The 23882-nt window shown below is 35.8% G+C and carries 21 protein-coding genes, 1 tRNA gene and 1 riboswitch; of the genes, 14 read left to right on the top strand and 8 right to left on the bottom strand.

The window, feature by feature from the left end:
- Positions 1-122: 122 nt before the first annotated feature.
- Entirely contained in the window at positions 123-1043 is a 921-nt protein-coding gene (locus tag ACZ41W_RS00380) for a DegV family protein (protein WP_464312910.1), read from the bottom strand.
- Positions 1044-1273: 230 nt separating this feature from the next.
- Here ACZ41W_RS00380 and ACZ41W_RS00385 point away from each other — a divergent pair, with 230 nt between their 5' ends.
- On the top strand, positions 1274-1726 hold the full coding sequence (locus ACZ41W_RS00385; RefSeq protein WP_464312911.1) for a nucleotide pyrophosphohydrolase: 453 nt from the start codon (positions 1274-1276) through the stop codon (positions 1724-1726).
- 20 nt (positions 1727-1746) lie between these two features.
- Here ACZ41W_RS00385 and ACZ41W_RS00390 read toward each other — a convergent pair whose 3' ends face one another.
- Positions 1747-2886 carry a methyl-accepting chemotaxis protein gene (locus tag ACZ41W_RS00390; protein WP_464312912.1) on the bottom strand — a complete coding sequence of 380 codons (1140 nt, stop codon included), beginning with the start codon at positions 2884-2886 and terminating at the stop codon, positions 1747-1749.
- Between the two features lie 386 nt (positions 2887-3272).
- Between ACZ41W_RS00390 and ACZ41W_RS00395 the strand changes: the two genes are divergently transcribed.
- The 6 genes from ACZ41W_RS00395 (at position 3273) to ACZ41W_RS00420 (ending at position 10107) form a co-directional block, all read left to right on the top strand.
- Positions 3273-3473 carry a helix-turn-helix domain-containing protein gene (locus ACZ41W_RS00395; RefSeq protein WP_464312913.1) on the top strand — a complete coding sequence of 67 codons (201 nt, stop codon included), beginning with the start codon at positions 3273-3275 and terminating at the stop codon, positions 3471-3473.
- A 27-nt stretch (positions 3474-3500) separates the two neighbouring features.
- Complete coding sequence (locus ACZ41W_RS00400) at positions 3501-6014, top strand: DNA cytosine methyltransferase (protein ID WP_464312914.1); 2514 nt, start codon at positions 3501-3503, stop codon at positions 6012-6014.
- A gap of 2 nt (positions 6015-6016) precedes the next feature.
- Positions 6017-7348 carry a hypothetical protein gene (locus ACZ41W_RS00405; RefSeq protein ID WP_464312915.1) on the top strand — a complete coding sequence of 444 codons (1332 nt, stop codon included), beginning with the start codon at positions 6017-6019 and terminating at the stop codon, positions 7346-7348.
- A 271-nt stretch (positions 7349-7619) separates the two neighbouring features.
- Complete coding sequence (locus ACZ41W_RS00410) at positions 7620-8234, top strand: sigma-70 family RNA polymerase sigma factor (protein ID WP_464312916.1); 615 nt, start codon at positions 7620-7622, stop codon at positions 8232-8234.
- Positions 8235-8877: 643 nt separating this feature from the next.
- Positions 8878-9165, top strand: a complete 288-nt coding sequence (locus ACZ41W_RS00415) for a hypothetical protein (RefSeq protein WP_464312917.1) — start codon at positions 8878-8880, stop codon at positions 9163-9165.
- Between the two features lie 460 nt (positions 9166-9625).
- Positions 9626-9714: riboswitch (SAM riboswitch) on the top strand.
- Between the two features lie 81 nt (positions 9715-9795).
- On the top strand, positions 9796-10107 hold the full coding sequence (locus ACZ41W_RS00420) for a hypothetical protein (protein WP_464312918.1): 312 nt from the start codon (positions 9796-9798) through the stop codon (positions 10105-10107).
- A gap of 118 nt (positions 10108-10225) precedes the next feature.
- Here ACZ41W_RS00420 and istB read toward each other — a convergent pair whose 3' ends face one another.
- Positions 10226-11002, bottom strand: coding sequence for an IS21-like element helper ATPase IstB (gene istB / locus ACZ41W_RS00425; protein ID WP_464311843.1), 777 nt, complete (start codon positions 11000-11002; stop codon positions 10226-10228).
- Positions 10992-12539 carry an IS21 family transposase gene (gene istA / locus ACZ41W_RS00430; RefSeq protein ID WP_464311844.1) on the bottom strand — a complete coding sequence of 516 codons (1548 nt, stop codon included), beginning with the start codon at positions 12537-12539 and terminating at the stop codon, positions 10992-10994. Before istA ends, istB begins: the two co-directional genes overlap by 11 nt.
- A gap of 641 nt (positions 12540-13180) precedes the next feature.
- On the opposite strand from istA, the gene ACZ41W_RS00435 reads away from it, so the two are divergent.
- The 3 genes from ACZ41W_RS00435 to ACZ41W_RS00445 all read left to right on the top strand — a co-directional run bounded on the left by ACZ41W_RS00435 (position 13181) and on the right by ACZ41W_RS00445 (position 17555).
- On the top strand, positions 13181-13579 hold the full coding sequence (locus ACZ41W_RS00435) for a hypothetical protein (RefSeq protein ID WP_464312919.1): 399 nt from the start codon (positions 13181-13183) through the stop codon (positions 13577-13579).
- Positions 13580-13682: 103 nt separating this feature from the next.
- Complete coding sequence (locus ACZ41W_RS00440; protein ID WP_464312920.1) at positions 13683-16469, top strand: AAA domain-containing protein; 2787 nt, start codon at positions 13683-13685, stop codon at positions 16467-16469.
- 525 nt (positions 16470-16994) lie between these two features.
- The gene (locus ACZ41W_RS00445; RefSeq protein ID WP_464312921.1) at positions 16995-17555 is read left to right on the top strand and encodes a histidine phosphatase family protein; all 561 of its coding nucleotides are present in this window, start codon (positions 16995-16997) and stop codon (positions 17553-17555) included.
- A 93-nt stretch (positions 17556-17648) separates the two neighbouring features.
- Here ACZ41W_RS00445 and ACZ41W_RS00450 read toward each other — a convergent pair whose 3' ends face one another.
- A complete protein-coding gene (locus tag ACZ41W_RS00450) occupies positions 17649-18407 on the bottom strand; it encodes a hypothetical protein (protein WP_464312922.1) in 759 nt (252 codons plus the stop codon).
- 149 nt (positions 18408-18556) lie between these two features.
- On the bottom strand, positions 18557-18793 hold the full coding sequence (locus tag ACZ41W_RS00455; protein ID WP_464312923.1) for a hypothetical protein: 237 nt from the start codon (positions 18791-18793) through the stop codon (positions 18557-18559).
- 284 nt (positions 18794-19077) lie between these two features.
- On the opposite strand from ACZ41W_RS00455, the gene ACZ41W_RS00460 reads away from it, so the two are divergent.
- From ACZ41W_RS00460 to ACZ41W_RS00470, 3 genes are read left to right on the top strand one after another with little or no spacing between them, the layout of a single operon-like run.
- Positions 19078-19866, top strand: coding sequence for a GGDEF domain-containing protein (locus tag ACZ41W_RS00460; RefSeq protein ID WP_464312924.1), 789 nt, complete (start codon positions 19078-19080; stop codon positions 19864-19866).
- Positions 19867-20322 carry a nucleotidyl cyclase domain-containing protein gene (locus ACZ41W_RS00465; RefSeq protein WP_464312925.1) on the top strand — a complete coding sequence of 152 codons (456 nt, stop codon included), beginning with the start codon at positions 19867-19869 and terminating at the stop codon, positions 20320-20322.
- Entirely contained in the window at positions 20319-21368 is a 1050-nt protein-coding gene (locus ACZ41W_RS00470) for a GGDEF domain-containing protein (protein ID WP_464312926.1), read from the top strand. The genes ACZ41W_RS00465 and ACZ41W_RS00470 overlap by 4 nt, the downstream gene beginning before the upstream one ends.
- 72 nt (positions 21369-21440) lie before the next feature.
- Here the strand turns inward: ACZ41W_RS00470 and ACZ41W_RS00475 are convergent, their stop codons facing one another.
- Positions 21441-21848 (bottom strand): M48 metallopeptidase family protein, encoded by a 408-nt coding sequence (locus tag ACZ41W_RS00475; protein ID WP_464312927.1) that lies wholly within the window; start codon positions 21846-21848, stop codon positions 21441-21443.
- A 21-nt stretch (positions 21849-21869) separates the two neighbouring features.
- Positions 21870-21943 (bottom strand) — tRNA-Gly (locus ACZ41W_RS00480).
- 68 nt (positions 21944-22011) lie between these two features.
- On the opposite strand from ACZ41W_RS00480, the gene recQ reads away from it, so the two are divergent.
- On the top strand, positions 22012-23829 hold the full coding sequence (gene recQ, locus ACZ41W_RS00485) for a DNA helicase RecQ (protein ID WP_464312928.1): 1818 nt from the start codon (positions 22012-22014) through the stop codon (positions 23827-23829).
- Positions 23830-23882 lie beyond the last annotated feature (53 nt).

Genomic DNA, 23882 nt, shown 5'->3' on the forward strand with positions numbered 1-23882 from the left:
TTAAAAGTAACCGCATCATGTTAAACAATAGCTAACTCCTAAACGGATTTATATAGATCCCCTCTGTATAAATAACAAAACTCTGAGAAGTCAACGCCTCTCAGAGTTTTTGTATGTTACCCTCACTTCGTATGTCGCCCCACCAAATTAGCCAGACGCATCAAGCGATGTGTTTCCTGTTCTTTTTCAATAAAATAAAATGAAAGGCCGCCAAGTCCCACGTGATTGCCCACAGAGACGCCCATCTGCATCAGGAAGATCTCGCCCTTAAATTCTGTCTCATCCTCAATCATATGAACGAGATTTTCAGCATAGAGCCGATCCGACGTGTAACCCACGATGACAAAATCCGTCTCAGACATCTCCACACGTGCATTGAACTCAGCAATGTAGTGTTCAAGTACTTTTTTACGTCCTCGCTCTTTGTTGACAATAGCGCCTTCGCCATTTTTCATGGTCATAATCGGTTTGACTTTGATGAGTTTTCCGATCAAAGCGCTGCCGTATCTCAGACGACCGCTTCGCACGAGATTATCGAGGTCATCCACCGAAAGAAAGTGTTTCACACGGGTTTTATAAGATTCCACGTAGTCCACGACCTCGTCAAATGACGCTCCGTTCTCACGCATACGTGCGCTTTTAAGAATTAAATAGCCACTTCCGTGACTCATGCACGTACTGTCCACCACGTGAAGTTTGTAGTCCATTCCTTCGTGTTCGCTATCAAAATGCTCTTTGGCGATCACCGCAGATTGATAAGACCCACTGGTCTTGCTCGACATACAGATACAGAGAATCTCTCTGGTTCCAGAAGCAAACGCCTTCTCGAAAAGATCGATAAAAAGCGTCGGAGCAGGTAGCGCCGTCTTAGGTGGCATCTTATATTCCGCAATTCTCGAAAAAAACGTATCCGCATCTATATCTACACGATCCCGAAACACCTTCCCATCAATAATAATGCTCAGTGGTGCTAGATCAATCTCATATTTCTCAAGTATCTCATCGCTCAAATCACACGTCGAATCCGCAATTAACTTAAACATGTTACCTCCCATATAGTCAGTTGATTTATTCTAACAATAACAGACACATCAATCAATATCTATTTATACCCAGCCAGTGAAAATGTATAGAAAAATGATGAAATTTTTCTATATCAGCGCATTTATTTTGAAATATAAAATACGAAATCCTAAATACATATGTTATAATAATAGTGTTTGACGGTAAAATTACAATATGGAAAATATTGGTAAAATATGTGAGGGAAAGTATGAGTCGAGAAAAGAAGAATGATATGGAAGAGGAAAGACACGAGAATGTGAAGGTGAAAGCGAAAGAGATAGTGCAAGAGAATGCGAAAGAGGCTAAAATTATTACAAGTCTGGATGATTTAGAAAACGACTCAATCAACTCTGTACTCGCCAAAATCTTAGAGTTCCGCGATCAACGCGACTGGAAGCAATTTCACACCCCTGAAAATCTCGCCAAATCCATCGCCATCGAATCCGGAGAAATCCTCGAACATTTTCAGTGGGGTGACGCCCTTGACCTAGAAGGTCTCAAAGACGAAATCGCAGATGTTCTCATCTACTCATTCTTACTGGCAGACGCCATCGGAGCCGACATCGAAACCATCATGCTAGACAAACTTAGTCGCAATCAAAAACGCTTCCCAGTGGATGCCGTCAAAGGCAACAGCGGAAAGCGTACGAGGGTGGATTAGGGGCGAGATCACAGTCATAGCTACGACGCCAACTCATTAAGCTGATGAACCACTTTCTCTTGTGATGCTAAGTGCTTAAACAGCGCCTCGATTTTCACAGATAGGGCTTCAATATCTTTAAAGACCGTCGTCGAATAATTTTGAACCAGTGTAAAGTTGTTCGCTTGATCGGCTTTCTGTTTGACCATTGAATCAAGGCTGGCATCGAGGTGAATCATGGTCTCCATAAGAGCATGCATTTCTGATTTATTGCTTTCCACAATGCTTAAAATCTGATGGACAATTTTTGACAGTTCACTGGTATCGTGGCTCATGCGCTCGACATCCTCAACCAGTGTTTTCTGAACTTGAGTGACGGAATTAAGTGCAGTTTCAGTTTGCTCAGAGAGTTTTCGAACCTCTTCCGCAACGACACTAAAGCCTCGACCTTGTTCGCCAGCACGAGCTGCTTCAATAGACGCATTGAGCGCCAGTAGATTGATCTGAGACGAAATCTCAAATATCCCCGTGAGTTCACTGGTGATGTTATTTGAAATATGAACTAAGAGTTCGCCTGATTTAAGCGTCTCTTCAAGTCCATGGCTTAACTGATGATACACAGGTTGATTCTTTTGAATGTCTTTCAGAACCGTCTCTAATTTCAGATGCACCTGTTTGAGATCCGTCGACATCGCATCTGTCAATCGGTTGGTTTCATTGACTCTATGTTTCAGATGCCCCATAATTTGATCGATTTCTTCATTCTGATGTTTAACGTGATTGTCAATGGCTTTGATTTCATTCATATTCGTTCTCGTTTGATGAATGCCATCAAAGAGATGTGAGGCATGAACGGATAATTCTTTCAAAAGTGCAGATTGCTCATTTGAAAGACTTGCAAGACCGCTCTGAACTTCATTGCTTTGTGAAAGTAGCTGTTCATTATGCTGTAATAGCGCAACCGCCTTAGCTTGATTCATACCGCCAACATAAGCAAATAAACCTAAAAAAATAGGCGCTGTATCGATCATAAATAAAAGCTTGTTGTGAATATGCGCATCCACAATCCCGCTCAACGAAAATGAAAAGCCGCTCAAAAACAGCTCAAACGGAATCGCCATCAGCGGAAACATCAACCCAAACACAAACCCAGCCACAAAATATTTCTGTTTTATCGTCATATCGCACCTCGTAATTTTAAGCATATTAGGTATTTTACATAAATTAGTAACGAACATAATTTCTCACAATGATGAAATGTGTATACCCAAATAGGGAGAGGTAAAACTTGGATGAGAGAAGTGAGAATGCAAAATAAAAAGGATGGTATTATACCATGAGCAGAATTAGAAAATTTAAGTTTAATGATAGCTTTTATTATGCCATCATTACTTAAAAGACAGTAGAGTGTTTATTCAGGACATTATCATATGTGAATCAGATTAGTTGAAAACTAGCGAATTGACTGTTATTACAATATGAATTATGATATACTGAACATAAAATACAGAATTCTGTATTTTTGTACAGTATAGTACTTTGTAGCTTTAATTAAGGAGGATATATTGTGAAAGTTAGTTACAAGCCGCTTTGGAAATTGTTAATTGAAAGAGATCTTAAAAAGAGCGATCTAAGGATTGAAGCTGGAATTTCGCCAAGTACATTTGCAAAATTAAGTAGAAATGAGAATGTAACAATGAATACATTGTGTAAAATATGTGATGTTCTTGATTGTGAATTAAGTGATATTGTTGATTCGATCAAGTGATTTTGTATAAAATAGGGAGGATTAAAGTTGTTAAAAGATGGTACTTTAACATATATTAGTTTGTTTTCGTCTGCGGGTGTTGGTTGTTTTGGATTTAAGCAGGCTGGATTCAAGTGTATTGCTACAAATGAACTTGTTGAACGACGATTAAATATTCAAAAAATAAATAATAAATGTGATTTTGATGACGGATATGTTTTGGGAGATATTAAGCAAGAATCAATAAAAGAGAAAATCAATCAAGAAGTTTTACGGTGGAAAAGGTTAGGTAATGATTTCGTTGATGTAATCATTGCAACACCACCATGTCAAGGCATGAGTGTTGCTAATCATAAGAAGACAGATTCAGAAATAGAACGTAATAGTCTTGTTGTAGAAAGTGTGAATTTTGTAAAAGAAAGACAACCAAGATTTTTTGTTTTCGAAAACGTAGCACAGTTTTGGAAAACAGGATGTACCACTAATGATGGAAGTGTAAAAGCAATCGGTGAGTTTATATTAAATGAATTAGCTAGGGATTATGTAATCGTAAATAAAATTATTAATTTTAAAAACTATGGTTCAAAATCATCAAGAACACGTACTCTTGTTATTGGAGTTAGAATGGATTTGTCAGATTATATTTCTCCAATAGAATTATTACCAAACTACACTGAAGAAGTATGCTTAAAAGACGTTATAGGTAAATTTAAATCTCTTAAATGGGGAGAATATGATGAGCTAGATTTTTATCATCATTTTAGAACTTATCCTGACCATATGAGAGCGTGGATTACAGATTTAAAAGAGGGAGAATGTGCTTTTGACAATAGAGACATTCTTAAAAAACCCCACAAAATTATTGATGATAAAATAGTTATTAATCAGCAAAAAAATGCGGATAAATATACAAGACAAGTTTGGGAAAAAGTTGCACCATGTATTCATACAAGAAATGATCAATTGGCAAGTCAAAATACTGTACATCCAACGGATGATCGTGTTTTTTCAATAAGAGAATTAATGGAAATGATGACTATACCTATTGATTTCAAGTGGGTAGATCAATCAATGAAAGAACTTAATCAGTTAAGCTATAATGAAAAAAGAATGATATCGGCTAAGGATGAAATTAATATTAGGCAGAGTATTGGTGAAGCAGTACCGACCGCAATATTTTATCAAATTGCATCAAATATTTCATTTTTTATGAAAAAAGAAGAAATAAAAAAGTCAGAAATAGAGAAAATTATCGTAGACAACAATTTGTATCAAAGAAAAAATTTAGTATCATTTTTGAAACAGAAAAAAAAGCTAATTGGATACGCATCCTTATCAAGTATCGTAGAATTTGCAAATTCTAAAAGAGAGCATCATTCTGCATTTTTCACTAATAAATTTATTATAAATGAAATGGTGAAAACTTTACCTGATTTTAGTGAAAAAAAATCAATTACTATTATTGAACCATCTGTTGGTGCAGGCAATTTTATTCCTTTGTTATTAAAAACATATCAGCATATTGATAATGTAGATTTATATTTATGTGATATTGATGAAGAAGTACTAAATCATTTGAAAATTTTAGTATCATCAATTGATATTCCAAAAAATTTTAAATTGCATTATATCAATGAAGATTATTTGTTATTTAATCACCCCAAAGCGGATTTGATAATTGGTAATCCACCCTTTACCAAAGTAACGGGTTTTAAACGCCAGCAATATGTCAAAATGGGTTATAGTAACTCTTTGACAAACTTAGCAGGGTTTTTTTTGGAAAAAGCTCTTAAGAATAGTGATAGAGTTTGTTTTGTTATGCCTAAAAATTTGTTGAATACTCCTGAATATTCTGAAACAAGAGAGTTGATTTCAAAAATGAAAGTTGATGTCATCAATGATTTTGGAGAAAAAGGTTTTTATGGCGTTCTTGTTGAAACTATAAGCATTCTTATTGACACTAATTCGAAAATTGGTAAAACTCTAATTTATTCTATGACTCTAAATAGAGTGCTATTACAACAACAAAAATATATTATGGACAAGAAATTACCCTATTGGATAATATATAGAAATGATTTTTTTGATCAGGTTTTAAAAAAAATGGAGTTTGACATATTTGAGCCGTTTAGAGATCGACAATTGTCAAATTCCAATACAACAAGTAAAGCTGAAGAGGGTACGATTCGAGTTATTAAGTCAAGAAATATTAATAATACTGGAGATAAAATAATAGATATTGAAACATATGACTCGTTTATTAAACTTTCGAATCTAACGGATAAAGCTGTATTTAAATTTATGGATGAAGACAATGTGTACTTAACGCCAAATATGACATATAAGCCTAGAGTTATGAGAAAAGAGAAAGGTTATGTAGTTAATGGATCGGTTGCAATATTAATACCTAAAAGTGAAATAGTTTTAGATAAGAAACAATTAGAATATTTTTCTAGTGATGAATATAGGGAATTTTACCAAATAGCAAGAAATTACCAAACTAGGTCATTAAATATTGACAAGACAAGTTGTTATTGGTTTGGATTTTATAAGGGAGATTAAGCATGAGACAAATAAGTTTTCAAGAGAAAGTTGATGAGTTCTTGAATAGTTATGATTATGACGTCAGAAAGTCTGGAGATGCTCGCTGGATTGATCAAAAATGTACTTTTGATGTTATTAATATTATTGCTGATTGCATAGTTGAATTTACTGATTTGGATACTTATAAAGAGTTTACAATATCAGATATATGGCATAGTGAATATGCGAGAAATAATGTAATTACAATTTTTTCTAAACCTGACCCAGAATTAAAAGCGGGCAATGAATATGATAAGTACTTTGGACAACCAATAAAATTGTTGGCGTATAGTAATGTTTTAAGTACACGGAAAAGTGGAACTAGATATTTTTATAAAATAGCTAACAAAGAATTGTTAAAGTATATATCAATAAGACCAATGAATGCTTTAGATTTCTTGATTAAATACATCAAAAAAGTCTTATCGGATAGTTTTCTATGGGAAGATTTCAGTGAGTTCTTTAGACTTCAAACTAAACAATCATATTTAGAAGTTAAAGAAAAATTCGAAAATTTTACCATTCAATATACACCTATAAATCAGAAATTAGAATGTGGACGAATATTCACAAAGATTCTGAATCCAATTGCATTTGAGCAAAAAAAATGTGGTTCGGAGTGCGGAAGAATTTCAAAGTACCCTATAAAATTAGAAGAGCTTCAATATAACAGACAAAATTGGCGTGATATATTAGCTAATAAAAATAAATTTGTACCTAGAACTGAGCACGAGGAGCATAAAATCAAACAAGGACATGCTTATGTGAATTATACTATTACTAAAGCTAAGAAAACTGTACGTGTTTTCAATGATTTGTACAGAAATAAGCAATCAGAAGTTAAACAAACTCATATGTTAGATTCTGCAATTCATATGCATCATATATTTCCACAAGCAGAATATCCTGAGATTAGTGCTTATTTAGAAAATTTGATTGCTTTAACTCCGACTCAACATCTAAGCTTTGCGCATCCTAATAATAATACATCATATATAGATATTGACTATCAATATATATGCATATTGTCAAAAGCATGTTCTGTATACAGCAATATTGTTAACAATTTTGAAGAAGAGATTTATGATTTTGAAAATTTGAAATTTGTGCTCAATACGGGACTAAGAACTATTGAATTTAATACTGTTGAATACTTGGATATCCCGAGTTTAATTAATAAAATTGATTTTTTTTATATGGATCACTTGACTAATAAATATTTAGAAATTAAAAAAGAGGCGATAAATAGAACACATAATTATTATTCCAATGTGTTTGAAAATGAGGGCATGGTTGCAGAAAGCCTATGTTAAGACCAGTAAAATTGCTTTGTATTTTCTAATTTAGTGTTTAAATTGATGTGTTTATTCGACATAAGATATATAAATTTTAAATCTACATGAAATTCGTTGTAACTTTAAAGGAAAATACGGACTTTTGTCGAATATAAGCATGTCGGAAATGAATGATTTATGAATTTGTAGGTGTTTATAGCTAGTTTTATTTATCAAGAAATTTATCAAAGCTAATTGACTTAATAAATTGTTTATTGATATAGACTCAAATAATAAATAGGAGGTCAAAATGATTGCAGTAGATATTTTTGATGAACCTGATGAGTTCTTGATACAAAGATGCAAAAACGACCCAGAGGTTATACCTTATATTCTTGAAAAGTATGTTTATTTGGTAAAGTACTGTGCACGGAAAATGTATCTAAATGGTGGAGAATTCGAAGATCTATTTCAAGAAGGATTTTTAGGGCTTTATAAAGCCATTCTTACATTTGACAGTAAAAAATCTAGTTTTAAAACATTTGCAAAATTATGTATTGAAAGAGCAATTATCACCGCAGTAAAATCAGATAATAGAAATAAACACAGTGTGCTTAATTCATCTATCCGTTATGATGCTTTTATGGATAATGAGCATATTAATTTTGAAGAGATGCTAAATTTCAGGTCTTCTCCAAATGATGATCCTTTGCATAAATTAGTAAATTATGAAAGCTATAGCTTCTTGGAAAATCAAATACATGAAAATTTATCAAAGTATGAAAGGAAAGTATACGATTTATATATACGGGGTATGTCATATAAAAATATTTCAGGAGAATTAGGAACTTCTATAAAATCTGTTGATTCAGCAATCACAAGAATCAGGCAAAAAGTTCGGATAGTTGTAGATAGCAGGGAATGATTGTTGAATTGTAATATTTTGTATGACAAATCAGAACGTGTGATTTGAAATTGCTTTGTTTTATAAATTTGTAGTTAAGCATTAAAAACAATTATAATGGATGCTGAAATCGTTAAGAGTTAATTGATGGTTATAAAAATAGATCACTCAACTGTAATTATATGGAAAAATCAAATGGTACAAGCCAAAAAACAACTACAATTATGTTTGGTTTAATTTTTTTATCGGTATGTGAGTTTAGCCAATTCATTTAATGAAAGAATAAAATTAATTATATTTTTAGATATAAGTGATATGTTTGTAATAGGACTCATCACAAGCTTTAATTCCCATCCCCTTATATGACTTGTTTCGTTGGGTTTTACTATTTTTTCATGCTCTGATATGCTCATTCAATTAGATAATTCGCGATCAGACGAAAGTTCTTTTGTTATTCACCAGCTGAATTTGGATCTAATTCGATTATGAAAGTGACATAGTGTCTTTAGATACCGTATTTAATTGCAGTAAATAGTTTGTTTAACGGCTTAGATATTAATAAATAATAGCAAGTTTTAGCTTATATCATCTTAAAAGGCAATAAATAAAGTTATTAAATAGAGTTATAGTGAACTAAAACAAAAATAATTTAAGGAGAATAGTTATGTCAAAATTAATATACGGAAAGAATAATCAAGTTGTGTTTAATAACGAGTTAGAAAAAAAAGAAGCATTCGAGTACCTGATTAACTCGGAAAATGTAGATATTTATGTTCATGAAGACAATCAAAATCAAGGTGCGTGGACATCTGAAGAGCGTATTCATTTCAAGAAAGAAGAAGGTATTCCGGATTGTTTGAAAAGACAAATTACAGCTGGTAGACCAGGTTTGTATGGTAGAATTAACTGCAAAGAGTTATGTGATGAACTTCGTGCTTTAAGGAAAAAGTGAAATAAATTAATAATAATTTTTTTATATTTTACAAACTTACAATTTTTTTTAGTGAAGGCATTGATTATATCCTAAATTTAGGACTATTTACGGATTCTTTATTTCTTAAAAAAAGAGTATGTTCAGTTTCATAAAACTTCTTATTTAGTAGCAGTGTATATGCTGTATTTTAAATCATAATTGTTTATACAATTTATATGAGTTAAACGTACTCGAAGAAATAAGGACTAAGTCTATAGAGAATAGTATAGGTAATTTGATTTCGTCGTATGGATGAAAATGTTTGTTTTTGTCTATTTAACCGTTTATGCAATGAAATAACTGTATTCTTTATAATTATACACAAATAAAAGAAATTTCAGCAAAATCTAAAATTGTACAATGGATTTTCAAGTATATATAGTTATAAAAGTTCTTGCATTCCAACCATTGATTTGGTAAACTTATGATAGTTTAATAACGCTTATCAAGAGTTGTGGTAGAGAGTTAGCTCAGTGACCGCACACCAACCTACAGTATGTAAGGTGGTAATGCTAACATCGATAAGGAGAGATCAGAGCCTCCTTAAGGGCTTTTTTTTATGCCCAATTTTTGATAGAGAAAATTTAATAAATTTAGGAGGAATGTAAAATGAGTAAAGAGTATGATGGAAAGTTTAGAGTTAGAGGTGGTGTAGGTTATGCGAGCGCTATGTTTAGAGTAGGTGCACATCCTGGAACGTATTCTCGTAGTTTGGGTGAAGACGTAATTCAGAAGATGAATTTGTCACAATCGGTTAAAATAGCAGATTTAGAGGAATACTTTATCCTGACAATTGAGGATCGACCAATGATTTTAAAGTCCTATGATTTTGTGGAAGAAAAGCGATGTGAAGATGTGTTCGCCTTTGAAAAATGGTTGGAATCGACCATAACAGATTTGGTACAAGCAATGAATAAATGATATTTTAAGTGTAATAAAAATTAAGCAAAATAGTGAATATTCCTATTCGGTGGAGCCTCAGTTCCGGTGTGGCGTGAGCCACTTGTCCGGAACCATTGAGCCACCAGCGAGTTTTTAGTTATTCGCTTAATCGTTTATCTAGACCATAGACTTCTCGCATGGATAAATCTTTTGTAGGGTCTACACTTTCGATGTTTATCTTGTATGAATCATGTACGATGCGATCTAGTATTGCATCTGCTAAAGGTGAATCATCTCCACCAAGTTGATCATACCAACCTTCGTGTCGGTATTGTGAACAGAAGATTGTAGATGAGTGTTTTCTTCTTCTGTGCAAAAGTTCAAATATGTCTTTTGCTTCCGTAGCTGTAGGTTTTAATAGCAACCATTCATCAATAATCAGCAGCAAAGGATTAGAATATTTTGCCATTACTTTTTTATAGGTACCTTCGTTTCTTGAATGTTCAAGATCAAGAAGTAAGTCAGGAAGTCGCACATATTGTGTTTTAAACTTATGTTTACAGGCTTCCATGCCAAAAGCATTAGCAAGATATGTTTTGCCACTTCCAGTCGCACCTGTTATAAATATATTTCTAAATTCAGCTATATACTCACAAGTTGCAAGACGTTTAATCAAGTCTTTGTTGATTTTTCGACCTGAGGAATAATTAATATCTACGATACTTGCGCCGGGTTGTTCAAACTCTGCATTTTTTATCAAACGATACAGTCGATTATTTTTCCTTCTTGTGTACTCAATATCAACCATCATTCCAATACGATCTTCAAAATCAATATCTTTCATTTGAGGATCGGTAATTTGTTGACGATAAGCATCTGCCATTGCGGTTAATCGCATTTCTATAAGTTTATCAATAGTCGAATTATTTATCATTATTTTTACCTCCATAGTAGTTAGATCCGCGTGTTACACCGAATTTGTTCTTTACGATCTGCTCAGGTATAGGCTTTGGCTTATCAAGTATCCTAGCGGCAAGAATATTTTTGATACTCTTGTAACTTGGACTCGAAGTATAACTCAAAGCTTTTTCACAAGCTGCTTCAAGGCTTTCTTCAGAATGTCTCTCGGCTAGCCTGAGTAATCCCATGCAGCTTTTATAGGTTTGTTGCTCCACGCGACTGGAGGCAAGAATAGCGCTGATAACTTTATGTGTATGTGTGCCAATTTGTTCGGCCCATTTTCTAAAGCGATCGCCATTCCATTCAAGATACTTTTGATGATCTAGAGGCATATGCTCCAAGATGGTACTGTATTGACCCTTGCGTCCATAAAGTCGCTTGTGGGAGGCAATACGGTTATGATTGTAAAAGATTTCGATGACTCTATCTGTTACCCGCACATCTACTTTACGTTTGATATACTCATACGGAACGGAATATAGCATTCCATCCAAAGATATGTGATAATTAAACTGAACGGTGGCTTGTTTCCAGTCTGCCAGTTCGTAAGAGGTAGTGGGTAGTGGGCTTAGGAAAGGCAACTCTTCGTAGTGGAAGAGACTCCACCTGCTGCCTTCTTTCTTTTGGAAATCCTTTGAGTTAAAAATCTCAAGTTTTTCTTTAATCGCAGCATTGAGTTCCACTAAAGTGAAGAACTGTTCATTTCTTAAAGCAGCTGTAATCCAAGTAGAAATGTTACCAACGGTACCCTCGACATTTGCTTTGTCTTTCGGTTTTCTAACCCTTGCTGGAATGATTGCAGTACCATAATGTTCAGCCATTTCATGATACGTGGCATTGAGTTTTGGCGTGTACCAATCTTTGGTGTGAACTACCGCTGTTTTGCAATTATCTGGAACTAGAATCTTAGTAACACCACCAAAGTAGTTGTACATATGAACATGGGCCGTTATCCAAGCACGTTGCTTTTCATTGATGAAGGCTTCAACATACGCGTATTGACTATAAGTCATGACACTAACAAAAAGATATGCATCTATGACTTCGCCGGTATCGGGATCAATTATTTTGGCTGGATCACCAGCCCAATCTACCTCGACTTGTTCTCCAGGTTTTCGACTAATATGCATAGTTGCACGACGCTTTTGTTCATCCTCTTGAAGGTAACGACAAAACTGAGAGTACATGAGTGGTGTTTCACCGCTAAGTCTGCATTCTTCCATGTACTCAGCCCAAAGCAACTTCTTGCTTACACCGTTTTTAAGCAGTTCGCCTCGGATGTACGCATAGTTGGGTTGGCGCTTGCCATGAGGCTCTTTCTGAGCAGGGAAAAGTAATGTTTGCCACTCATGGTTGGTTCTTGTGTTACTCTTTGTCCACTGGACACCTAATTCGGTCGCTTTTTTAACTATTTTTGCGACTGTGTTGCGCGAACAAGAACAGCTGAGCGCAATATTTCGCTCACTAAACCCAAGACTTTTAAGTCTCAGAATTTCATTATAATCGGTCATTAAATGACCTCCTTTACATGTATTTACATCTTTTGGATGTATGATTACAGTATAAAGGTTTTATTTCAAATGGCTCACACAACGGAATGGTGGCTCAATCTAAAACGGAATGATGGCTCAATTATATCGGACAGGTGGATCAATTTAGTGCGGATTATTCAAAATAGCTTGAGGTAGCATTTGTCGTTAAGTGATAGTGCTGTGAAATGTATGATTCAGAAGAAAATTCTGTTTCATACATTTTTTTTGAAGAGAGTATATAAATACGAGTGAGCCCGAAGAGTATTTTATCGATGATGGCAATACGAAGACCTTTGAATTTTGTTGGGTAAAGTATGAAGGAAGCTTTTTCAATAACTTGAATTATCTAATATATGGAAATAAATTGTATATAAGCGTATAATAAAGAGACATAATGTACATATCAATATTTTGAAGACATTGGTAAAATATACATAGGTATTCACAAGATTGATGTTTATCAAAAAAATTATTGAATAGATAAATTCTGAGCTGCAAGCGTTTGTACTCAACGATTGATTAAAGTGATATTGGGGAATCCTAGCAGAAAATTTGATTCGTTGAGGCAACAAAATTTCGAGTGATCAACTATTGTTGAAGTCTAGGATAAGGTGGTTTATATGAAATACTTCAAAAAAGAAAAAATATATCCAAATGAAGCATTTATTCAAGAGGCGATCGAAAACTATTTTGTAGATACCGGTTATCAAATTGAAAAAGATGGACAGATAGATTTAATAGCAGAGAACGAGTCTGAAAAATGGATTATTGAAGCAAAAGGGATGACTTCTCAAACAACTGTTGATTTTAATACTTGTATAGGTCAATTGGCAAAAAGCATGCAATCTAATTTATATAAGTATGGACTAGCATTACCGTGTGAAGATAAATATAAGGCTCAATGCATGAAACTTCCGGATTATTATAGAGAGTTAAATAATTTACATATCATCGTTGTAAATGAGAATCAGGAAGTAAAGATAATTAATCCAAATGAACCGATTGTAGAGATGTGGTAGTTAAAAGATGTTGAGAAAAGAACCAAAATTGTTCAGGAAATAGAAAAATTGTGATAAAACAATTGATTGTTAAGCTTGTATTCACATTAACAGGAGCATTCATATGACATCCGTAACCCAATATAAAGTACTCATCTTAATAAAAGACAAAACCTCAAACAATTTTGTTGATAAAACTCATGAAGTCAGCTCGTACGAGAAAACGCGTACGGGCTATACTTTGATTTTTAGGTCTAATTCTAAGCCTTATCAGTTCAATTTTGAGCGAGTTCTTGTATTGACGAATCCTAAGGTTGTGAATATTGAAGGCGCGTTAGTGTCTGTGAGTTCAAGGAAAATAAACAATATTGAAATCATGATGGATTTTGAGATGTATTATAAAATCTTCTTCAGTAATAAAAAAGCAGAAATACATAGAAAAAATGATGTGAAGATTGAATATTCATGTTTGGTTGAACCTAAAATTCAGGACTTGAAACAGTATCTAGTAGCCATTTCAAATGCTTCTAATCAAAGCGATGATCAAGACTCGTTCTTGTCGAAGCAACTAGATAAGATCAAGTTTATTTCGCGTGAGTCTGTTTTTGCTGATTACTCATTAGGGAAAACAGTTGAACCTATTAAAAATAATGAGGTATTGGTATTTCCATTTGGATTAAACAAGAGTCAGAAGATTGCTGTGGAAAAGGCTATGACAAACAAGATTTCTATTATTCAAGGACCGCCTGGAACGGGTAAAACTCAGACGATCTTAAACATTATAGCCAACATTGTGAATCGGAACATGAATGTGGCGGTAGTGTCTGGAAATAATTCTGCTACACAGAATGTGTACGAAAAACTGCAAAAGTACGGCTATGATTTTTTCGCTGCACCTCTTGGAAACACAGAGAATCAAAAGCATTTTTTTGATGCGCTCAAAAATGAGAAAATCGATTTATCCAAATGGGCACAAAGTGATAACGATGTGGACCAAATCAAAAAAGAGGCGATCAAATCGTTAGTATATTTAAACGAACAACTTGAGCTCATCAACGAGAGAGCGATGATTAAAGAAAAACTGTCAAAGTTGAGACTTGAGCAGAAACATTACAATGTTTCGAGTTCTGAGTTCAATTTAAATGTGAATTTAGATTTTGATGTGAGGAAATTTGTACCTGTTAACAAGTGGAAAAGTGAGACGCTATTAAAGTTTATCGCTACCCTTGAAAGCATGAGTATGGCGTCGGATAAAGCCAGTTTTCTAGATCGATTAAAGTTGTTCTTTGAGTTTAGGTTTACAAAGATCAATCTTGATGAACAGGAGCTAAATTTATTGGTGCTTAAATTGCATCAACTTTATTATGAAAAGGCGATCAGTGAGTGCATTGAACGCCTCAAAGAGATCAAATCAAAGCTTAAATCAAGCAATTTTGAGAAGCTCATGGATGATTATCAAAAGCAATCTGAAATCTTGATGAAAAATGCTCTATATAAGCGATACCATGACATGGAGAGCCAGTCGTTTGATACGGGGACATTTAAAAAAGATTATGATTCATTTCTTAAGCAATTTCCTGTGATACTCAGTACAACGCATTCTATCAGAAGAAACATTCCAGAAGGTAGAAACTTTGATTATTTGATTATTGATGAAGCGTCACAGGTAGATTTGGTGACTGCGACGCTTTCAATGTCGTGCTGCAAGCATCTAGTGATTGTTGGTGACCCAATGCAGTTGCCTCATATAGTCAATGCAAATGTAACGATGCTCAATAGTACCTATATGGATCGATATCACATCGCACCTGAGTACGATTATACGAAGTTTAGCATTATAGAATCTCTAGTGGAGGTTTATGGCGATAGAGTTCCAATGACGATGCTGCAAGAACATTATCGATGTCATCCACAGATTATCCGGTTTTGTAATGAAAAATATTATGATAACCAATTGGTTATTATGACGAATGAACTTGAAGAGGATGAAGTGCTCAGCATTTTTAAAACAGCGCCTGGAAATCACGAACGACCACATCCAGATGGGGGATTTATCAACCTTAGGCAGATGGAAGTCATACGCGATGAAATTTTGCCGACACTTGAATTTGATACAAAAGAAATCGGAATTGTAACACCATATAGACAACAAGCCAATGAGACGAAGGTGTTAATTGGCAAATCAGATATTTTAGTTGAAACGGTTCATAAATTTCAAGGTAGAGAGAAAGATGCAATTATTATCAGTACAGTAAAATCAGAGCCGGATGAGTTTATTGATGATAAAAAGATGATCAATGTGGCTGTGTCTAGATCTGTTAAGAAACTGATCGTGGTAGTAGGAAGTGATTTTAAGGCGCTTCATGGAAGTAATATTGGAGATCTGATCAAGTATATTGAGTATACTGGTGACAGTGAAAATATCAAGCAGAGTTCGAAAGTGTCTATTTTCGATTGCTTGTATTCTGAATATGAAAAATCTTTGATTCCTTTGATGAAGAAAAAGGTTCATGTCTCTGAATTTGATTCGGAGAATCTTATGGCGACTTTGATTGAAAGTGTGTTGAAACTCGAACCGTTTAATGCATTGAAATCAGCGATGCACGTTTCCCTCGGTTATCTGATCAAGGATCACGGTGTATTCGAAGAACACGAAAAACAATTCATCCATCATCCGTTTTCGCATGCAGATTTTGTGATTTTCAATAAACTGAACAAAGAACCTTTGCTGGTTGTGGAAGTGGATGGTTACAAGTACCATCATAAAGGAACAAAGCAATATGAACGCGATAGACTGAAGGATGGGATTTTCGAAAAAGCAGGCATAAAAATGATCCGATTCGCAACGAATGGAAGTACGGAAAAAGAACGATTGATGGAAGGTCTAAGAGCGTGCTTGAGCGAGGAGTGAATGTAGATTTGGGGGATGTCCGGTTTATTGGACACATCCCGTGATATGATGTTATCGTCGGAGGTGACGCGATGCCAAAAAGTTCCAATCAAAAATTAAAACTACTCTATTTACTAAAAATGCTCACTGAAAAGACAGATGAAGAGAATTCTTTAAGGACAAGGAATTTGTGTCAACACTGGTGACACAAATCAGTTGGTCAAATCAACTTGCGATATTATCTTCATCAAAATCATATGAAGAAGGAGAATTCTACATCAAGTTAAGTAAAAAGAATGTTATTTGTACCTGTTTCGAGTATAATTAAAAACAATTTTCTAGACACATATGTTTTTGAATTTTTAAATTTGATAGATAAATTTTCTTAATATGAGTTTTAAAAATCAATTTATGTATAGTATGCTAACGGAACAACCTGATCAGAAATCTATGGACGTTTTACAACGCATTGATAGAAGTTTTTTAAAGAAAAAGAAGTGATCACTATCAACATTCAACAATCCACCGACGAAAGCGAGAAACCTTATGACTAAATTTATATTTGTAAGACATGGTGAACCAGATTATACAAGAGTGACGGAACTAGGATTTAAAGGACATGGTCGAGATTTGGCACAGTTGTCGGATGAAGGTAGAGAACAAGCGCAGAAAGCAGCGAAAGAGGAACTGTTAAAGGGTGCTGATGTGATTGTGTCATCACCCTACACACGTGCACTTCAAACTGCTTCAATCCTATCAAAAGAACTGGATTTAGAGATCGATGTGGTCGCGGATCTTCACGAATGGTTACCAGATTTGACTTTTAATTATGACAGCGCAGAATTTGTAGGAAAGGCAGCTAAGGCTATGTCGCAGCATAAAGGCGAATGTCCAGAGGAGTATTTGCCACCTTATGAAACTTTAAAAAGTGTCTTTGAACGCGTGAAAGAGGCGCTCAAGCCATATTTAGGCTACGACAAAGTCATTGTCGTGTGTCACGGTGTAGTCATGAGACAATTTCAGTATCATGAAAATCTAGCGTATTGCGGCATGTTTGAAGTGGACATGGATGAACATTTTGAGTGGTGTGGGTATGTGGTGCATTGAAGTAAAAAAGAAAGGGCACTTATGATGTATGTGATCATGAGTGCCCTGTTTTGTTAAAATGTAGTTTATCTGAAAAGGCATTTCGCCCCATCCCTAATAAGGTAATTTAACCTCATATTTCGAAAATGGATTTTTTTCGCAAGCGGTCAGATATAAAAATGGGTAGTTGACTTTTAAATGTCTCATATAGCTCACCCATTCCACTGAAAGACTTCTGTATGCGCGTTCGATGTCGACTTTTATATGATCCGCATCCGCTTTGGACATGTCAGATGGCGTTTCAAAGAGTTCTCTCATCGCCAATTCTTCATTTAGATGAAATACGGCTAGAAGCAAATTGCTGAAACTTTCATTTTCTAATAGAGAAGGGTTGGACAATAAGTTGACGAGAAGACTTTTGTGATCACCCAGCTCTTTTTTGAGTTGGATTAAATCCATCTGGCCTAGATCAATTTTACAGACGTGTTCTTTGATGATTTGATTTGCTCGATCAAAGTCTTTAGAGGTTGTTCCAAAGTCAAACTTAAACTCGTCTTTTATCGTATAGCAAGTTTCTACGTCTGCATGCGCAAATTTCATGAGAAGTGAATTGCCAATTTCTGAATAAAATAGTCCGATCAACATATTTAATTTTTCTAAAACGTGTTTTCTTTCCCTGCCTTCAATGACTCGATCAATAACCAAAGACACAATAAAAACTTCAAAAGGAATAAAGGCTAAATCCCCCATGAAATATAATAAAACATGGTGTAAGTCTCTAAATATCAGATAATGTACAACGTGCAAGATAACAGACAGCCCAATTAAAATGACGCCCGCTTTCAATAAACTAAATTTCTTCTTTTGACTCAAAATTGCCTCCATATAATACGTTTAATGTCGATGCTTCACCATTTTAACATTTTTTTCAACGATTTTCATGACAAACGCTTTATTTATTTAATGTCCTAAAAACCCAGACAGGGGTGTGTTACAGGAAAAGATAACTGATATTTTTGTTATCACTCATATAAATCCCTTATTTGAACTTGGTAGGCTTCTTCTAGCGCATGCTTATTTTTACTCATCTGTTTTTCGTTTTCTGAGTAACTTTGTGAAATATCACATAATTCATATTCTGCGAAAAATTGAATAGTCTTGTTTTTATATGTTGTTATTTCTTCAACCTGTACATATTTTACTAAATGAATTTCCATACAATTGAGACATAGCTTTTTTTCTTCATAAATAATATTCATTCATGTACCTCGCTTAACAAGATGATTTATTTTGGAACTGATTTTAGAATGAGTATATCATTCTAAACTTAGAAAGGCGACTGTAATTTCATTAATTATTGTTCGCTTATGTTTTTAATATATTTTCGATAAAAATTCAAACTATTAATAAATGAATTTCTCACTTTCAAAGAGAATATTCTACTTATTCTTGTTATGTAAAAAACCGACGAATTTGAATAGGATATTGTGATCATTATGCGATATAATGGGTATATAGCAAACACGATAACGAGGCAGATGATATGAATAAAAGCGCTGAAAAGTCATTAAAAAAATATCTAGAGAACAAGTTGGATCAATGGATTTCAAAACAAACAGAGCCTTATAAGGTGTCGCCATACAAGATTCGAAAAAAGGCGGAATACACCTTGTTTTCTTATGTCCTCATTGCGATATATGCAGTTTTGGGGATTTTTTTGATGCGTTTCGAACGTGAAATGGGCTATTTGTACACGACCTCTATAGTTGCAATTGTCGCGATCTTGATGGTCGTGTGGTGGGTATTTAAAAAAGGTCATTTGCTGATGTCGCAGTATATTCTGCTAAGTGCAGGGATTTTGGCGACCATTAGCCACTTATATATGCAGCTCAATTTTCATTTTTATGTACAGATTCTATTGGTGCTGATCGTCGGGTATATCGTACATCTCAATCAGCTGCAAATTCGACTGATTGTTTTATCCTTACTGTTGCTCATGATTGGGCGAAGTGCCCATCTGTATCTTCAGTATACTGGGGATCAGGCGCATATGATTTTACTCAAACAAAATGTGTTTATCGTTGCAAGCGTGCTGATGATTATGGTGTTTGTGCATTATTTTAACCGAATCATTGCAAATGAAATTGAAGAAACGCATCAACTTGCTGAGATTTCCAATTTAGATGTTCTCACGGGTTTGTTGTGCCGTAATAAATTTAATCAAGATGTGGAGGCACTGAATCGCAATCATGTGGCGTATTGCTTAGCAGTGATTGATATTGATCTCTTTAAGATAATCAATGACCATTATGGTCATGATGTGGGGGATTAGGTGCTGGTTAAATTGTCGAGAATGATGAAGGAGATGTTTGAAGGCGAAAGTGTCTATCGCTGGGGTGGCGAGGAATTTGTGGTCATCACGACACACGATACGATAAGCGAGTGGTTCCATCAATTAGAAGCTTTTCGAGAAAGCGTCATGAAGAGTCAACTGCTTGAAAATGAGACGATTACCGTCAGTATAGGTGTCTCTCAAAATCATCACCTATTGCACCGAGGATTGGATCCCGTAGCGGATTCCCTCGTGGATCCTGTCGTGGATCCTGTCGAGGATCACGTTGTGGATCAGCGCGATGCGTTTGCGCGTGCAGATCACATGCTTTTAATCGCTAAGAGATCTGGGCGCAACCGGACAGTTCTTGAAAATAGTCAAGGCACACCAAAAAACATGCAACCTGAACTCAAACTAGAACGATCTTCATCCGCTAAAAAGGAGGGAATTGAATGAAACGCTATTTTAAATCCCTCTTGAGTATTTATGAAGACGAGAGTTTTTATGTTCGAAAAAAAGGTGAATATACGTTGCTCATCTTAATTTTTGTGTATCTCTATGCGGATCTGATGTTTGTCATTGACCTCGTTTTGAATGGACAATTTTTAATGATGGGGATTCAGTTCCTCGTCGTGACGATTCTCATGGGGGTGTTTTTTATTTTCTGGAAAAAGAAACGCCTTGAACTCGCTGCGAATTGTACCGTATTATTGGGCTTTGGATTTGCGCTGTATTTGTTCCGAGAGCCGATTTCTTTGAGGTTTTACATTCATCTACTTGTGATTATGTTGGTGGTTGTGGCAGGGTATGTACGTCAATATCAGTTTGTTGCCACCTATTCAATTTTAGGCGTTCTTTTAGTTGCAAAATTTTATACAGAACATCTGTCTTCTCGCGAAAACAATATCGACTGGATTCCATGGGGGGACATGATCTATACACTAGTTGGCATCTCTATCCTGATACTTTGTTTTGAGTTTTTGAAAAGAATTTCTGAAAGGGAACTGCATGCAGCTAACGAACTCAATCTTTTTATGGAGAAAGATGAACTGACAGGGCTTCCAAACCGTAGAAAATTTGATCGAATGGTCCACCAATATGTCGGTAAAAGTGAAATGGATTTTCTTTTGCTGGACATTGATCATTTTAAAGTGATCAACGATACGTATGGTCATCCGCGTGGAGATGAAATATTAGTGAAGTTTTCACAGGTGATTCAATCGCTAATCCGGCCAACAGATGTGGCTTTTAGATGGGGTGGAGAGGAGTTTGTTATATTGCTCATTCATACTGAAAAAGTCAGTGGTCATATGGTTGCACAGCGTATTCTCAATGAGATTGCACATCACGATTTTGGCATAGAAAAACCCATGACTGTAAGCATGGGTCTTGTGCATATTCCGTATGGTGAAGTGAGCGAAAATTTAGGCAGTTATTTTAAAAAAGCGGACGATGCGCTATATTATGCGAAGGAACACGGTAGAAATCAAATTGGGACTTGAGATAAAAGCTTGAGCTGAGTACTTGAATTAAGAACTCGAGTTAAGAGCTGGTCTGAGGATTTTTCTGAGGATTTATTCTGACCGTTTGGTATTTCCCAAATAAGCCATGGCTTCTTTATAGTTTGGACAGTGTTTGCCCACGAGGCGCCAAAATGAACGATCGTGATTGAGGTGGACCAAGTGGCACATCTCATGGATGATGACATAATCGATGATCTCCTGTGGAAGGAGCGCTAATCGCCAATTAAAGGTCAATTCTCTTTTGCTGTTACAGCTGCCCCATCGGACATTTGAGTGTTCGATGACAAACCCTCTGGGTTTGATTTTGAAATCTGGCTGGAGTTCAGCAATTTTTTTTGTCAGATACGCCTTTAAAGACCGTGTGCATTTCGTTTTTAGGGCTTCTAATGCTTGTGCTTCGTCAGAATCTGAAGAGTGTGCTTTATCAGCCTTTTGTGGCTTGATCATTTCTTTTGACATGGTTTTCCTCAAAAAATAAAATGGAGCGGGTGAAGGGAATCGAACCCTCGTAGCTAGCTTGGGAAGCTAGAGCTCTGCCATTGAGCTACACCCGCATCGTAAATGTTCCTACGAAATTATTGTAACTGAAAATAGATGGATTGAAAAGGGAGAATTTTATTTCATGACAGCAAATGAACTTTTAAAAAAGTATTTTGGATATGAGACGTTTAGAGACCGACAAGAGGCGATCATTCAGTCGATCTATTCGCGAGAAGACGTGTTGGTGATCATGCCAACAGGAGGCGGGAAGTCGATGTGTTATCAAATTCCTGCATTGATGTTTGAGGGCGTCACTGTAGTGATCTCGCCGCTTATTGCGCTGATGAAAGATCAAGTGGAGGCACTTGAAGAAAATGGGATCTCAGCGACTTTTTTGAATAGTTCGCTGTCCACGTCTGAGATGAACCAGAGGGTAAAAGCCATTGGAGAAGGCGTGTATAAACTTGTCTACGTTGCACCTGAGGGCCTACAAAGTGAAGCGTTTATTCGTGCGTCAAATAGCATCAACATCTCCTTTGTGGCAGTGGATGAAGCGCATTGTATCAGTCAGTGGGGGCATGATTTTAGACCGAGCTATCAATCGATTGCTTCGTGGGTGAATCGTTTACCTGTACGCCCAGTGATGGCAGCGTTTACAGCGACTGCGACTCAGGCTGTTAAAGAAGATATCATTACTTTATTAAATCTCAGGGAATCTCAGGTCTATGTTTCTGGAGTCGATCGAGATAATTTGAGCTATCGGGTGGTGAAACCGCCTAAAAAATACGTATACTTAGCCAATTGGTTAAAAGAAATCCCTGAGGATGCGACGGGGATTATTTATTGTGCCACGCGAAAAACGGTTGAACAAGTTGCTGCAGCGCTTGTGAAAGATGGCATCGATGCGACCTATTATCACGGGGGGATGGATGTCGAGTCGCGAAATCGCGTGCAGGATGAATTTATGCTGGATCACAAGAAAATCATCGTCGCAACCAATGCGTTTGGGATGGGGATTGATAAGCCCGATGTGAGATTTGTCATCCACTATAACATGCCTCAAAATATGGAAGCGTACTATCAAGAGGCCGGTCGTGCGGGTCGCGATGGACTTGAAAGCGACTGTATATTGATGTATGATTCGTCGGACATTGTGAAACAAAAGATGCTCATCACTCAAAACTGTACCGATCGTCAGCGCTACACCATTCAAATGGAGAATTTACAGAGCTTAATTGATTATTGTAATACCAATACGTGTTTGAGAGGTGAAATTCAACGCTATTTTGGCGAAGCCATCACTTATACGTCTTGCAATAGCTGTAGCAACTGCCTCGATGAATCTGAAGAAATCGACTGTACGGAGGCGGCTCAGAAAATCTTGTCGTGTATTTATCGGATGGATCAGCGATTTGGTATCAATCTAGTGGTGGATGTTCTCAAAGGCGCTAAAACACAGCGGGTAAAAGAACTAAGATTTGATACGCTATCGACGTATGGACTGTTAAAGGATGAATCCACTGCGGTGATTAAGGAGCAAATCATGTTTTTAATCGCAAAAGGATTTATCGGCATGACGGCAGATGAGTATCCAGTGCTCAAACTAAGTCAGAGTTCGCGAAGCGTTTTAAAAGGGGAAGAGCGCATCGTGATGAAGCAAACGCGCCTTGAGGCGTTTGAGAAAAAGGCGACGAAGAAACGTTCCAATACCTATGCGAAACATCCAGAGCTTTATGATGAACTCTCTAGGATAAGGGCGCAAATTGCACAAACTAAGAAAGTGCCGCTTTATGTGGTGTTTGCCAACTCAGTTCTCAGTGACATGGCGACGTATCTACCCACTACAAAAGAAGCCTTTTTAGAGATCAAGGGCATCGGAGATAAGAAGTTTGAGAGTTATGGTGAAGCGTTTATGAATGCGATTGTGGAGTATAAAAATATATTAGACAAAGACCAGTGAGTGTGCTATTCTGATAGCAAAAGAGACCACTGGTCTTTTTAAATGAGAAATGA

It is taken from the genome of Fusibacter fontis (assembly GCF_055378735.1).

What these genes read in the sequence shown, in the direction of transcription:
- ACZ41W_RS00445 (WP_464312921.1), top strand. Translation starts at nt 16,995, where the DNA reads ATGACTAAATTTATATTTGTAAGACATGGTGAACCAGATTATACAAGA.
- ACZ41W_RS00475 (WP_464312927.1), bottom strand. Translation starts at nt 21,848, where the DNA reads ATGTCAAAAGAAATGATCAAGCCACAAAAGGCTGATAAAGCACACTCT.
- ACZ41W_RS00405 (WP_464312915.1), top strand. Translation starts at nt 6,017, where the DNA reads ATGAGACAAATAAGTTTTCAAGAGAAAGTTGATGAGTTCTTGAATAGT.
- ACZ41W_RS00410 (WP_464312916.1), top strand. Translation starts at nt 7,620, where the DNA reads ATGATTGCAGTAGATATTTTTGATGAACCTGATGAGTTCTTGATACAA.
- ACZ41W_RS00435 (WP_464312919.1), top strand. Translation starts at nt 13,181, where the DNA reads ATGAAATACTTCAAAAAAGAAAAAATATATCCAAATGAAGCATTTATT.
- ACZ41W_RS00415 (WP_464312917.1), top strand. Translation starts at nt 8,878, where the DNA reads ATGTCAAAATTAATATACGGAAAGAATAATCAAGTTGTGTTTAATAAC.
- ACZ41W_RS00380 (WP_464312910.1), bottom strand. Translation starts at nt 1,043, where the DNA reads ATGTTTAAGTTAATTGCGGATTCGACGTGTGATTTGAGCGATGAGATA.
- istB (WP_464311843.1), bottom strand. Translation starts at nt 11,002, where the DNA reads ATGATAAATAATTCGACTATTGATAAACTTATAGAAATGCGATTAACC.
- ACZ41W_RS00390 (WP_464312912.1), bottom strand. Translation starts at nt 2,886, where the DNA reads ATGACGATAAAACAGAAATATTTTGTGGCTGGGTTTGTGTTTGGGTTG.
- istA (WP_464311844.1), bottom strand. Translation starts at nt 12,539, where the DNA reads ATGACCGATTATAATGAAATTCTGAGACTTAAAAGTCTTGGGTTTAGT.
- ACZ41W_RS00440 (WP_464312920.1), top strand. Translation starts at nt 13,683, where the DNA reads ATGACATCCGTAACCCAATATAAAGTACTCATCTTAATAAAAGACAAA.
- ACZ41W_RS00385 (WP_464312911.1), top strand. Translation starts at nt 1,274, where the DNA reads ATGAGTCGAGAAAAGAAGAATGATATGGAAGAGGAAAGACACGAGAAT.
- recQ (WP_464312928.1), top strand. Translation starts at nt 22,012, where the DNA reads ATGACAGCAAATGAACTTTTAAAAAAGTATTTTGGATATGAGACGTTT.
- ACZ41W_RS00470 (WP_464312926.1), top strand. Translation starts at nt 20,319, where the DNA reads ATGAAACGCTATTTTAAATCCCTCTTGAGTATTTATGAAGACGAGAGT.
- ACZ41W_RS00420 (WP_464312918.1), top strand. Translation starts at nt 9,796, where the DNA reads ATGAGTAAAGAGTATGATGGAAAGTTTAGAGTTAGAGGTGGTGTAGGT.
- ACZ41W_RS00455 (WP_464312923.1), bottom strand. Translation starts at nt 18,793, where the DNA reads ATGAATATTATTTATGAAGAAAAAAAGCTATGTCTCAATTGTATGGAA.
- ACZ41W_RS00460 (WP_464312924.1), top strand. Translation starts at nt 19,078, where the DNA reads ATGAATAAAAGCGCTGAAAAGTCATTAAAAAAATATCTAGAGAACAAG.